The sequence below is a fragment of the Sphingomonas citri genome, from assembly GCF_019429485.1.
Lineage (GTDB): Bacteria > Pseudomonadota > Alphaproteobacteria > Sphingomonadales > Sphingomonadaceae > Sphingomonas > Sphingomonas citri.
This window is the reverse complement of sequence record NZ_JAHXZN010000006.1, coordinates 72366-85178: the sequence shown is the minus strand read 5'-3', so window position 1 is coordinate 85178 and position 12813 is coordinate 72366. Positions and strand designations below refer to the sequence as shown.

Below are 12813 nucleotides of genomic sequence, written 5' to 3'. Positions count from 1 at the left end.
TCCTCCTGTCGATCGCCGGCGCGCGGCTCTGCTCTGCGTTGCCGGCTGACCGACGTCTCACCCGGAGCGTCGCTCGAGCTGGCGCTGTGGAGCCGCAACCTGCTCTACGAGTAGCATCTGTTCTATCGCGAACATGGCAGGCTGCTGGCGACCGGCGGCTTCTTCGACGAGCGACGCACGGTCGGGCTGGAGATGGGGTCGCGCTTCTGACACGTGCCCCGTTGATCGCGCCGGGCCTACGCGCGCATAGCGGGTGCGTGAGAGCGGGGAGCGAGCGACGATGACCAGGCACCTACCATGGATCCTGCTCGCGCTCGCCGGCGCCGCCTGCCTCGGTGTCGTCGCGTCGGTGCGCGGCGAGCCGGTCAACGCGCTGTGGATCGTCGCCGCGGCGCTGTGCGTGTACCTCGTCGCCTACCGCTATTATGCCCGCTACATCGCGCGCGTCGTGGTCGCGGTCGACCCCGCGCGCGCGACTCCGGCGGTGCGACGGGCCGACGGGCTCGACTATGTCGCGACCGACCGGCGCGTACTGTTCGGCCACCATTTCGCGGCGATCGCGGGCGCGGGGCCGCTGGTCGGGCCGGTGCTCGCCGCGCAGATGGGCTATCTGCCGGGGACCCTGTGGATCCTCGCCGGCGTGGTGCTGGCCGGCGCGGTGCAGGACTTCATGGTGCTGTTCATCTCGATGCGGCGCGACGGGCGCTCGCTCGGCGAGCTGATCCGCATGGAGATGGGCGCGGTGCCCGGCACGATCGCGCTGGTCGGCGCCTTCATGATCATGGTGATCATCCTCGCGGTGCTCGCGCTGATCGTGGTGCGCGCACTGGCGGAGAGCCCGTGGGGGCTGTTCACCGTCGTCGCCACCGTGCCGCTCGCGATGGTGATGGGCGGCTACACGCGCTGGCTGCGGCCCGGCGCGATCGGCGAGGTCTCGGTGATCGGCGTCGTCGGGCTGGTCGCCGCGATCCTGCTTGGCCAGTCGGTCGCGGCGAGCGCGACGCTCGCGCCGTGGTTCACGCTCACGCCGGTGGCGCTGTGCGTCGGGCTGATCGCCTACGGCGCGGTGGCGTCGCTGCTGCCGGTGTGGCTGCTGCTGGCGCCGCGCGACTATCTCTCGACCTTCCTCAAGATCGGCGCGATCGCGGCGCTGGCGATCGGCATCGTGCTGCTCGCCCCGCCGCTGCGCATGCCCGCGCTCACCGACTTCGCCGCCACGGGCCGCGGGCCGGTCTGGGCCGGGCCGCTGTTCCCCTTCCTGTTCATCACGATCGCCTGCGGCGCGGTGTCGGGCTTCCACGCGCTGATCGCGAGCGGCACCACGCCCAAGCTGATCGCGAGCGAGAACGACGCCGCCTTCATCGGCTATGGCGCGATGCTGATGGAGAGCGCGGTGGCGATCATGGCGCTGGTGGCGGCGTGCATCCTCGATCCCGGCATCTATTTCGCGATGAACGCCCCTGCCGCGATCACCGCGGGCGATCCCGCCACCGCCGCCGCGGCGGTGACCGCGATGGGCTTTCCCATAGCGCCGGCGACGCTGATCGATACCGCGCGACAGGTCGGCGAGACCACGATCATCAGCCGCGCCGGCGGCGCGCCGACGCTGGCGGTGGCGATGGCCGAGATCTTCTCGCACGCGATCGGCGGCCCCGCGATGAAGGCCTTCTGGTACCATTTCGCGATCCTGTTCGAGGCGCTGTTCATCCTCACCGCGGTCGACGCCGGGACGCGCGCGGGACGCTTCATGCTGCAGGACCTGCTCGCGCTCGCGGTGCCGCGCTTCAAGGATACGCGCGGCTTCGTCCCCGGGCTGGTCGCCACGCTGCTGTGCGTCGGAGCCTGGGGCTTCTTCCTCTACCAGGGGGTGACCGATCCGCTCGGCGGCGTGAACACCCTGTGGCCGCTGTTCGGCATCTCCAACCAGATGCTCGCAGCGGTGGCGCTGCTGCTCGCCACGGTGGTGCTGTTCCGCATGAAGCGCGCGCGCTACGCCGCGGTGACGGTGCTGCCCGCGACTTGGCTGGTGTTGTGCACCGGCACCGCGGGGGTGATGAAGCTGGCCCACCCCGATCCAGCGATCGGCTTCCTGGCGCACGCGCGCCGCTTCGCCGACGCCGCGGCGCGCGGCGAGGTGCTCAAGCCCGCCAAGACGCTCGCCGAGATGCACCGGATCGTGCTCAACGACCGCATCGACGCGGCGCTGTGCGCGCTGTTCCTCGCGGTGGTGGCGGCGATCCTCCTCTACGCGGTGCGCACCTGCCTCGCGGTGCGGCGACTCGACCGGCCGAGCGTCAGTGAGATCCCGCCGGCGGGAGCGACCGCGTGAGCGCGCTGTGGCGCCGGCTGGCGCAGACCGCGCGGCTGATGGTCGGCCAGCCCGACTATGACGCCTACCGACGCCATCTCGCCGAGCATCATCCCGGGCGCGAGGCGATGACGCGCGCGCAGTTCTTCCGCGAACGCGAGGCGGCGCGCTACCGCGGCGGTGGCGGGCGATGCTGCTGAGCGGCGGCCCGCCTCCCCCTGCAAGACCTGAACTTCACGTGAAATGGTGATTAATAGCGCGTTGATCTGACGTATGGCACGGCTTAACCTGATGGCCGGCTATAGACGCGCCCCACGGGGCCGTTCCGGTGCGGTGACAGGTGCTCGAATGAGTGTTCCGGACTGGCAGATCAGCGGCACGATGGCCGCGGCACAGCGCGACGCGATCCTGGCGGCGCTGCTCGCCACCGACAACAATCTGACCCATGCGGCACAGCGGCTGCGGATCGGGCGGACCACGCTCTACCGGCTGATCAAGTCGTACGACATCCTCCTGACCGAGCGCGTGCCGCGCCGTCGCGTCGCCGCGGCGGGCGCGCCACGCGCGGTCGATGGGCATGACGGCGCGGCGTCGCGCGTGATCCTGGTGGACGGTGCGTGGTATCTCGTCCCCGGCGCCGCGCAGGCGTCGTGAGTGGGGGTTTCGATCCTCCCCTGCAAGGGGAGGTGGCAGGCCGCAGGCCTGACGGAGGGGTGTGGCGGGTGGTGAGTCCATCGGTCATCGCCACCGGGCGACATCCCTACGTCGCGCTACGCGCGCCAGTGCGGGCGAGATGGTCTCCCTCGGAGACCATCTTGGCTTGCGGGGGGCAAGCCAAAGCCCGCACTCCCCTTACAGGGGTGGATCTCCCGAGGCGGACGCTGAAACGGGATCAGCGCCCCCTTCCTCAGATCGTCCACCCGCTCCGATAGTCCCGCGTCAGCAGCGTGTTCGCGTCCGCCGCGTCGGTGATCCGCGCGGCGTTGCCGTCGTAGGTGATCGGCCGCCCCGCCCGCAGCGCGACCATGCCGAGCAGCATCGTCTCGTTGAGCGTCGTCGCGTAGGCGAACGGGCACGACGCCTGCGTCTCCCCGCGGATCGCGGCGAGCCAGTTGCGCTCGTGGCCCTGCAACCCGCCCTCGATCCGCGGCAGCGAGCGCGGCACCGCCGCGGCGCGCTCGGCCGCGCCGGCGCCGAACACCACCGGCTTCTCGCCGTAGGTCTCGTGCATCAGCATGCCCTGGTCGCCGATGTAGAGCACGCCGCCGTCGGGCGTCATCGTCACCTCGGCGGGCAAATCGTGCGGCGTCGGCGGCATCAGCCCGCCGTCGTACCAGGTGAGCTTGATCGGACCGCCCTTGGCGTTGCCGAACTCGAAGAAGGTCAGCCCCGCCAGCGGCCAGCTGCCCGGCTGCGCCGGCTGGTCGCGCGAGGCCCAGCGCGAGTGGCGCGTCTCGACCCGGGTGGGCAGGCCGGGCTCAAGCGCCCACACCGGGAAGTCGAGCAGATGTGCGCCCATGTCGCCCAGCGCGCCGGTGCCGAACGGGGTCCAGCCGCGCCAGTTGAAGTGGGCGTAATCGGGGTTGTAGCCCCAGTCGACCGAGGCCGGCCCGAGCCACAGGTCCCAGTCGAGGCTGGCGGGCTTGGCCACCGGATCGGGGCGCGCGATGCCCTGCGGCCAGATCGGGCGGTTGGTCCAGGCATGGACCTCGCGGACATTGCCGATCGCGCCGCCGCGCAGCAGCTCCACCACGCGGCGGCCGTCGTCACCCGAGTGGCCCTGGTTGCCCATCTGCGTGACGAGCTTGGGGTTCTTGCGCGCCAGCTCGGCCAGCATGCGGCTCTCCGCGACCGTATAGGTCAGCGGCTTCTGGACATAGACGTGGAGCCCGCGCTCCATCGCCATCTTGGCCGCGACCGCGTGATGGTGGTCGGGGGTGGCGATCAGGACCGCCTCGATGTCCTTGCGCTTGTCGAACAGCTTCCGATAGTCGCTGAAGCGCTCGGCCTTGTCATAGGCGGCGCGCAGCGCGACGCGCTCGGGGTTGGTGTTGCCGTCACGGCCGAGCAGCGACTTGGCGACATGGTCGAAATCGACGTCGCAGGCGGCGACGATATTCTCGCCGGTCAGCCGCGAGGCGTTGGCGGCGCCCATGCCGCCCGCGCCGATCACCGCGATGTTGATCTTGTCGCCGGCCTTGCGGCGCCGTGCCGCCTGCGCGACCCCGGGCAGCGCCCCTGCCATCGCCGTGGCCGCCGCCCCGGCCAGCCACGTGCGGCGGCTGATCCCCTCGCTGATCGTCATCGTCTCTCCTTCGCGTGCGTCGTTGCAGAGGCTTGCGCGCTCACCGGCGTCGTGCCGCGTTCCCCGCCAAGCTCCGGGAGTCGCGCCATTCGAAAGCAATTATCTTATTGTATGCGGCACGTCGGGGGACGGGGCAAGCCGATACGTTAGCGGCGCTGACGTATGGCAGGCGCAGGGGGTCCGCTTTTGCCACGGGCGGACATCCCACCTCCTCCCGTCATCCCGGACTTGTTCCGGGATCCACGGTGCCGCTCATCCTGACGTCGTTGTGCTCGCGGAGGAGCGGATCCCGGAACAAGTCCGGGATGACGGAAGAGAGTGGCGCGGTTGGCCTTTCGAAGGGGAGTGACGCCCCCCTCAGAAGCTCAGCGCCGCGCTGAAGCGCAGCGAGCGACCCAGGATCGGGCGCGCCAGCACCGGCCCGGTCCCCTGCGAGCCGATGATGCGCGGGTTGCCCTCGGTCAGCCCGATCTCGTCGGTGAGGTTGTTGCCCGTCACCTGGAGCCGGATCCGCTCCGCCACCTCGACCGACACGCCCGCGTCGAGCTGGTAGAAGCGCGGCCGCAGCTGCTGGTTCTCGGGATCGGAGAAGCGATCGCCGGTATATTGCAGCGTCGCGAACAGCGACGGGCGCAGGCTCCCCACCGGCAGCTCGTAGGACGGCGTCACGCGCCACATCCAGCGCGGCTGGCGCTGGACGCGGTTCCCGGTGTTGTCGATCGCGCCGCCGCCGGTGAAGAAGTCCTGGTAGGTGCCGTCGAGGAAGGTTCCCGCCGCCGCCAGGCTGAAGCCAGCGAACGGCCGGATCGCCCCCTCCAGCTCGACGCCGGTCGCCTTGGCACCGCCGACCTGGCTGAGCGCGACGTTGTTGATCAGCTGCGTCGTCGCCAGCCCGTCGAACTTGTTGTGGAAGACGGTGGCGTAGAGGTTGAGCCACGGCATCGATACCTTGAGCCCGCCCTCGTAGGTGTCGACCTTGGCGACGATCGTCAGCCCCTCGCGCAGATTGTCGAACTGCGGGAAGCTGTGGCCGCGGCTGTAGCGCGCGAACACGCCGACCTGCGAGGTGAAGTCGTAGTTGGCGCCCGCGGTCCACGACCAGCGCCCCTCGCGGAACGGGTCGAGCGCACGCCGGTCGCCGAACACGTTGACCGCGTTGTCGTACAGCGTGTTCGGGTTGCCATCGAGGTTGACCTGGGTCGCCGCCGGGGTGCGCAGGTTCCCGTCGACGATGTGCTTCTGGTAGCGCAGCCCGCCGTCGACGCGCAGCTGCGACGTGATCTGCAGCTCGTCGACCGCGTAGAAGGCGAGGTCCGATCCCTTGTAATAAGCGTCGACCAGGAAGCCGTCGCCGCTGGTGAAGCCGTTCTGCGTCGCGGTGCGCCCGCCGTTGAGCGTCAGGTTCAGCAGCCGCGCGCGCGGCTCGGCGGTGAGCAGCACCTGGTTGCCCAGCGCCCACTGGTCGCGCGTGGTATAATCGGCGTAGTAGAAGCCGCCGGTCAGCTTGTTGCCGCCGGCCTTCCACTCCAGCGCGGTGTCGGCGACGAAGGAGGTGATCTTCTTCTGCACGCTCCAGATGCCCGCGCGCATCACCTGCGTGTCCGCGCCCGAGGCGACTGCGCCGCCACCGTTGACGTAGCTGAGCGAGGCGACGGTCGAGCCGGCACCGCCGAGCGCGGTCGCAATCGCCGAGGCGGCGGTGGGCGGACCGTCGGGGACGAGCCCGACCGTGTCGGCGCGGCCGCCGAGATAGCTCATCCGCTCGCGCACGCGCAGGCCGTCGGCCACCTCGTAATCGAAGGTGATGCCGGTGTTGATCACGTCCGCGCCGCGGCCGTTCTCGAGGTTGACGGTGTTGCCCTGGACGTTGCGCGTCAGCCGCGTCTCCGGCCCGAGCAGGGTGCCGGTGCCCGCGTCGAAGCCGGGATAGGCGCTGATCTTGCGCCCGTCCTGGATCACCGGGATCGGCAGCAGCCACTGGCCGCGATCGTTGAGGTAGCGCGCATAGACCTCGACCGAGCCGCGCCCCTCGAAATCATGGTGGATGTTGGCGGTGACCTGCCCGCCCTTCTCGGCGCGGAAGCCTGGGTCGCGGATGCCGTTGCCCTGCGCGTAGAAGCCGCCGATCATGAAGCCGGTGTTCTCGCCGAGCGGGCCCGACACCCAGGCGTCGCCGCGCGCCTCGTCGTAGTCGGTGTACGAGAATTTGGCGAGGCCGTGGAGCTCGCTGCCGCCGGTGCGCGGCACGACGTTGACGGTCAGGCCGGGCTGGCCGTTGGAGAAGAGCGAGCCGGTCCCGCCGCGCACCGCCTCGACCCGCTGCACCGTCTCGTCGAGCCGGATCAGCTGCGAGTTCTCGAGGAACGACAGCGTCGAAGGCGGGAAGATCGGCACGCCGCCGAGCTGAAAGGTGACGAACTGCGCGTCGCCGCCCGAGGGGTAGCCGCGGACGAAGATGTTGGCGCCGTTCTGCCCGCCCGAGCTCTCAGCCATCACGCCGGGGACGGTGCGGAGCAGGTCGGCGGTGCTGTTGGGCGCGGCGCGCTCGATCGCGTCGTCGCTGAGCGTGGTGACCGCGAAGGCGGCGTCCTGCCGCCGCGTGCCGCCGCCCGCGGTGCCGACGACGATGATGTCGTCGCCCGTCGGCGCATCGGTGTCGACGATGCCGGTGTCGGGCTGCGAGCGCTGTGCGGTGTCCTGGGCAGTGGTCTGGCTGGTATCGGTCTGAGCGAGCGCGGGCGCGGCGAGCAGCGTCAGCGCGACGGTGGCGGCGCCGCTGAGCAGCCGCGTGGCGTGGGTGGACCGCATGCTTCTTCTCCCTCTGGTGCGGCGCTCGGGCGGCGCCGTTAACCACGAATGTAAGTCGCGCGGGGAGTGGTGTCGACGTGGCATGGGCCGCCGTAGAGCATTGCTGCAGAAGGGTTGTTTCTGCGCCACAGTGCGGCGCGTAAGCCCCTCCCCTTCAGGGGAGGGGTTGGGGTGGGGCGTTTCCTCAGGCGGCGCGCCCGCGGCGAGGCCCCACCCCCAACCCCTCCCCTGAAGGGGAGGGGAGTCTAGCGCGCGAGCGCCACGCGGCTACCCGACCAGCGCGACGCGGCAGATCCGGTCCGACGCCGTCAGGAACAGGCTGCGCCCGCCCTCGCCGACGCAGGCGTTGGCGATCGGCTTGCCGTTGCCGATGATGCCGAGCGGCTCGCCGGCGGGGCTCAGCACGTGCATCCCGCCCGGTCCGCTGACGAACAGATGCCCCGCCGCGGCGACGTCCATGCCATCGGGCGCGCCGGCCCAGCCCTTCGCCTTGTCCGCGCGCATGTCGCTGAACACGCGCAAGCCCGTCGGCCGGCCGCGCGTGTCGAGCGCATAGGCCCAGACCAAGGGCGCGGCGTCGTCCGAGCACGCCAGATACAAGGTGCGCTCGTCGGGCGAGAGGCCGACGCCGTTGGGAAAGCGCCGCGCGCCGTCGAGCAACGTGACGGTGCCGTCGGGGTCGAGCCGGTAGAGTCCCATCACGTCGAGCTCGCGCAGCGGCGAGTCGGGGCCGGCGGCGAAGCCGTAGGTCGGGTCGGTGAAGTAGATCGCGCCCGAGCGCGCCACCACCACGTCGTTGGGGCTGTTGAAGCGCTTGCCGCGGTAGCGCTCGGCCAGCACGGTCCGCTTCTTTGTGGCAAGGTCGACGCGGACGATCGCGCGCGTACCGCTGTCCGCGACGATCAGCCGGCCCCGGCGATCGAGCGCCAGCCCATTGGCGCCGGCCTCGCGGATCGCGGGCGGGATCGGCGTCTGCAGGCCCGAGGGATCGAGGAACGGCCGCGCGCCGTCGCGGCGCGACCAGCGATGGACGACGTTGGCGGGCACGTCGGAGAACAGCAGATACTCGCCCCTGGCGACCCACACCGGCCCCTCGGCCCAGCGATAGCCGGTGGCGAGCGTCTCGATCGTGGCGCCGGGCGGGATGATCGAATCGAGCCGCGGGTCGAGCCGCAGCACCCCCATCGGCGGCGGCTCGGCCGCGCGCGCGGCGCCGGCGAGCAGCGCCGCTGCGCCCAGTCCCGCCGTCAGCCCCGCCCCCAATCCGGCGAGCGCGGCGCGCCGGGTGAGCGCGGTCATACCAGCCGCACGCGCTGGCCCTCGCGCGCCGAGCGGTAGATCGCCTCGATCACGCGCATGTCGGCCAGCCCCTCCTCGCCCGCGACCAGCGGCTGCTTGTCGTCGAAGATGCACTCGGCGAGGTGGTCGAGCTGCGCCGCATGCTGCGCCTTGCCCGCGGGTGGGTCGCGCGGCTCGGTGCGGCCGTCGCGGTTGATCCGCATCTTCTGCCCCTCGTAGGAGGTGGCGGGCTCGAGCTCGATCCAGCCCTTGGTGCCGATCACGCGATAGGCGTTGTGGTTCGAGCTGTAGCTCGACACACAGGTCGCCTCGATCCCCGAGGGGAAGCGCAGCAGGAACGAGATACGGTCCTCCACCGTGCGGAAGCGCGGGTCGGAGCGGTCGGTCGACTCGATCGCGCTGACCTCGACGGGGTTCTCGCCGGCGAGATAGCGCGCCGCGTTGAGGCTGTAGATGCCGATGTCCATCAGCGAGCCGCCCCCCGACAGCGGCCGGTCGAGCCGCCACTGGTTGGGCTTGGCGTCGAAGCCGTGCTCCGAGGTGATGATCCGCGTCGGCCCGACGAAGCCGCTCTGCGCCAGCTGGATCGCGAGCATGTTGTGCGGCTGGAAGCGCGAGCGATAGCCGATCATCAGCTTGCGCTTGGCGGCGCGGCAGGCCGCGATCATCGTCTCGCATTCCGCCACCGAGACCGCCATCGGCTTCTCGCACATCACGTGCTTGCCCGCCTTGGCGGCGCGCACGACATATTCGGCGTGCATCGAGTTGGGCAGGATCACGTAGACCACGTCGATGTCGGGATTGTCGCGGATCGTGTCGAAGTTGGCGTAGCTGTAGCGGTGCGTCTTATGGATGTTGTACTGAGTCCCGAACTTCTCCAGCTTCTCGGGCGTGCCGCTGACCAAAGCGACGAGGCGCGAATGCTCGCACTCGGCGAACTTGGACATGATCAGCTCGGCGTAGCGACCTAGCCCGACCACGGCATAGCCGATCTTGCGGTCGCGCGGCGGCGCGGCGCAGGCGCCGCTCGCGGCGACGGCGAGCCCCATCCCCAGTCCGGTGATGATGGTGCGACGGTCGGCCTCGCGCATGTCCCTCTCCCTTGGCTATCGACGCTTTCGGCGCCGTGGATCAGAGGGTTAACAGCATCATCCGGGGAGCGCTACCATCTCCGCCGCGGTCTCTCCGCGCGCGTCGTAGCGCGCCTGCGCGGCGGCGACCGCGCCCATCCGCGTCTCCGCCCAGTCGATCATCTGGCGCAGCGCGCCAAGCAGCTCGCGCCCGAGCGGGGTGACGCGATACACCACCTTGATCGGCACGCTGCCATCGACCTCGCGCGTCACGAGACCGTCGCGCTCGAGCGAGCGCAGCGTCTGGCTCAGCATCTTCTGCGACACGCCCGCGATGCACCGCTTGAGCTCGCTGAAGCGCCGCGGCGAGTCGCCGAGCAGCAGCAGGATCAGCACGCTCCATTTGTCGCCGACGCGATCGAGCAGGCGCCGCGTCGGGCAGTCGGCGGCATAAGCGTCACCGCGCACGGTATCGCCGGGGTAACCAGGTGAGAGGGAAGTGCCGTCTTGCATGGCGCCTCGCCCTAGCCAAGTAGGTCACCGTTGGAAACCATCCACGGAGAGCGAGATGAGGGTAGCGGTGCTGGGCGCGAGCGGTCGCGCGGGCAAGGAGATCACGCAGGAGCTGGCGCGGCGTGGGCATCAGGTCACCGCGATCGCGCGCCACCCGGCGGCGATCTCCGCCGCGAACGGCGTCACCGCGCTGGCGGGCGACGCGCACGACGCCGACGCGCTCGCCGGGCTGGTCCGCGGCCATGACGCGGTGATCAGCGCGCTCCACTTCGACGTCACCGCCGAGACGCTGCTGGGCGCACTGCGCGCGGCGGGGGTGCCGCGGCTGCTGGTCACCGGTGGCGCGGCGAGCCTGCGCACCGCGGACGGCGGCCGGCTGATCGACTCGCCCGATTTCCCGGCGGCGTGGCGCGACATGGCGATGGGCGGGGTGCGCTTCCTGGAGGCGCTGCGCGGGGTGGAGGACGTCGACTGGACCTTCTTCTCGCCCGCCGCGCTGATCGAGGAGGGGCCGCGCACCGGCCGCTTCCGGCTCGGCGGCGACGAGCTGGTGGTCGACGGCGAGGGGCAGAGCCGGATCAGCTTCGCCGACTATGCGATCGCGATGGTCGACGAGCTGGAGCAGCACCGCCACCCGCGCGCACGCTTCACCGCGGCCTATTGAGGGGGCGCTATCGCTACCTCGGCGGCCGCTAGCCGGGATGCTGCCGCCGCTCCTCCTCCTCCCTTCCGTCGTCCCGGACTTGTTTCGGATGACGGAAGGGAGGAGGAGCGGAAGTGGCACGACTCACCTCAAACCGGCGCCCTCAACCGAGGGCCTTCTCCAGCTCGGCCTTGCTCATCGTCGAGCGGCCCGGCACGTCCGCCTTCTTCGCGCGCTCGTAGAGCTCGGCCTTGCTCGGTTCCTGCCTGCGCTCGCGCCGCTCCGCCTGGCCCTTGCGGCGCTTGTTCTGCGCGGGGGTCTGCTGGTTCGACGCGCCCGCCTCGCTCAGCCCGATCGCGATCGCCTGCTTGCGACTGGTGACCTTGCGCCCCGCGCTGGTCTCCAGCTCGCCCTCCGCGAACTCGTGCATCACGCGCTCGACCGTCTCCTGCTGCGCCTTGCTCTGCTTCGCCATCTCACACGCTCCTGACGCGATGCGAGCGAGAACCGGGGCGGGCGGCGGGCGGTTCCAAGATCCTCCCCGCCTACGGGGAGGGGGACCGCCGCGCGCCATCGCGGTGGTGGCGGGGGCTATCCGCTCACGCGGCGTCTCGTATGCGGAAAGCCCCCTACCATGCTGCGCATGGTCCCCCTCCCCGTGCCGGGGAGGATCTGACCCTCAGAACGCCGCGATGCCGGTAATGGCGCGGCCGAGGATCAGCGCGTGGACGTCGTGCGCGCCCTCGTAGGTGTTGACCGTCTCGAGGTTCATCAGGTGGCGCATCACCTGATACTCGCCCGAGATGCCGTTGCCGCCGTGCATGTCGCGCGCCGCGCGCGCCACGTCGAGCGCCTTGCCGACGTTGTTGCGCTTGACCAGCGAGACCATCTCGGGCGCGAACCGCCCCTCGTCCATCAGCCGCCCGACGCGCAGGCTCGCCTGCAGCCCGAGCGCGATCTCGGTCTCCATGTCGGCCAGCTTCTTCTGAAACAGCTGGCGCCCGGCGAGCGGCGTGCCAAACTGCTTGCGGTCGAGCCCGTATTGCCGCGCGGCGTGAAAGCAATATTCCGCCGCGCCCAGCGCGCCCCAGCTGATCCCGTAGCGCGCGCGGTTGAGGCAGCCGAACGGCCCCTTCAGCCCCGCCACGTTCGGCAGCAGCGCGTCCTCGCCGACCTCGACCTCGTCCATCATCACCATGCCGGTGATCGAGGCGCGCAAGGAGAGCTTGCCCTCGATCTTGGGCGTGGCGAGCCCCTTCGCGCCCTTCTCCAGCACGAAGCCGCGGATCGCGCCGTCGTGCGCGTCGCTCTTGGCCCAGATCACGAACACGTCGGCGATCGGGCTGTTCGAGATCCAGGTCTTGGCGCCCGAGAGCACGTAGCCGCCGTCCACCTTGCGCGCGCGCGTGGTCATGCCGCCGGGGTCCGAGCCGGCGTCGGGCTCGGTCAGCCCGAAGCAGCCGATCAGCTCGCCGCGCGCCAGCCCGGGCAGCCAGCGGTGGCGCTGCTCCTCCGAGCCGTAGGCGTAGATCGGGTACATCACGAGGCTCGACTGCACGCTCATCATCGAGCGATAGCCCGAGTCGATCCGCTCCACCTCGCGCGCCACCAGCCCGTAGGCGACATAAGAGGCGCCGACGCCGCCATATTCCTCCGGGATGGTCGGGCCGAGCAGCCCCAGCTCCCCCATCTCGCGGAAGATCGCGGGATCGGTGTGCTCGTTAGCGAACGCCTCGACGATGCGCGGCGCGAGCTTGTCCTCAGCGTACGCCCGCGCGGTGTCGCGCACCATCCGCTCGTCCTCGCTCAGCTGATCGTCGAGCAGGAACGGGTCTGCCCAGTCGAACCGGCCCATCTGGGTCATGCG

11 protein-coding genes are annotated in these 12813 nt (G+C 70.7%); 4 read left to right on the top strand and 7 right to left on the bottom strand.

Features of this window, described 5'->3' with window-relative positions; genetic code table 11:
* The first annotated feature begins 280 nt into the window (after nucleotides 1-280).
* From KZ820_RS15775 to KZ820_RS15765, 3 genes are all read left to right on the top strand, one after another.
* Complete coding sequence (locus tag KZ820_RS15775) at nucleotides 281-2329, top strand: carbon starvation CstA family protein (protein WP_219749557.1); 2049 nt, start codon at nucleotides 281-283, stop codon at nucleotides 2327-2329.
* Nucleotides 2326-2508 (top strand): YbdD/YjiX family protein, encoded by a 183-nt coding sequence (locus tag KZ820_RS15770; protein ID WP_183921791.1) that lies wholly within the window; start codon nucleotides 2326-2328, stop codon nucleotides 2506-2508. The genes KZ820_RS15775 and KZ820_RS15770 overlap by 4 nt, the downstream gene beginning before the upstream one ends.
* 148 nt (nucleotides 2509-2656) lie before the next feature.
* A complete protein-coding gene (locus KZ820_RS15765) occupies nucleotides 2657-2962 on the top strand; it encodes a helix-turn-helix domain-containing protein (protein ID WP_219749556.1) in 306 nt (101 codons plus the stop codon).
* A gap of 253 nt (nucleotides 2963-3215) precedes the next feature.
* Here the strand turns inward: KZ820_RS15765 and KZ820_RS15760 are convergent, their stop codons facing one another.
* From KZ820_RS15760 to KZ820_RS15740, 5 genes are all read right to left on the bottom strand, one after another.
* A complete protein-coding gene (locus KZ820_RS15760) occupies nucleotides 3216-4613 on the bottom strand; it encodes a Gfo/Idh/MocA family protein (protein ID WP_219749555.1) in 1398 nt (465 codons plus the stop codon).
* Nucleotides 4614-4970: 357 nt separating this feature from the next.
* Nucleotides 4971-7421 (bottom strand): TonB-dependent receptor, encoded by a 2451-nt coding sequence (locus KZ820_RS15755; protein WP_219749554.1) that lies wholly within the window; start codon nucleotides 7419-7421, stop codon nucleotides 4971-4973.
* 267 nt (nucleotides 7422-7688) lie between these two features.
* Nucleotides 7689-8720 (bottom strand): SMP-30/gluconolactonase/LRE family protein, encoded by a 1032-nt coding sequence (locus KZ820_RS15750; protein WP_219749553.1) that lies wholly within the window; start codon nucleotides 8718-8720, stop codon nucleotides 7689-7691.
* On the bottom strand, nucleotides 8717-9811 hold the full coding sequence (locus tag KZ820_RS15745; protein ID WP_258048248.1) for a Gfo/Idh/MocA family protein: 1095 nt from the start codon (nucleotides 9809-9811) through the stop codon (nucleotides 8717-8719). The genes KZ820_RS15750 and KZ820_RS15745 overlap by 4 nt, the downstream gene beginning before the upstream one ends.
* A gap of 57 nt (nucleotides 9812-9868) precedes the next feature.
* A complete protein-coding gene (locus tag KZ820_RS15740; RefSeq protein WP_219749552.1) occupies nucleotides 9869-10303 on the bottom strand; it encodes a winged helix-turn-helix transcriptional regulator in 435 nt (144 codons plus the stop codon).
* Between the two features lie 55 nt (nucleotides 10304-10358).
* Here KZ820_RS15740 and KZ820_RS15735 point away from each other — a divergent pair, with 55 nt between their 5' ends.
* Nucleotides 10359-10967 (top strand): NAD(P)-dependent oxidoreductase, encoded by a 609-nt coding sequence (locus tag KZ820_RS15735; protein WP_219749551.1) that lies wholly within the window; start codon nucleotides 10359-10361, stop codon nucleotides 10965-10967.
* Between the two features lie 142 nt (nucleotides 10968-11109).
* Here KZ820_RS15735 and KZ820_RS15730 read toward each other — a convergent pair whose 3' ends face one another.
* A complete protein-coding gene (locus KZ820_RS15730) occupies nucleotides 11110-11421 on the bottom strand; it encodes a DUF6496 domain-containing protein (RefSeq protein ID WP_219749550.1) in 312 nt (103 codons plus the stop codon).
* A gap of 204 nt (nucleotides 11422-11625) precedes the next feature.
* On the bottom strand, nucleotides 11626-12810 hold the full coding sequence (locus KZ820_RS15725) for an acyl-CoA dehydrogenase (protein WP_219749549.1): 1185 nt from the start codon (nucleotides 12808-12810) through the stop codon (nucleotides 11626-11628).
* Between the last annotated feature and the right edge of the window lie 3 nt (nucleotides 12811-12813).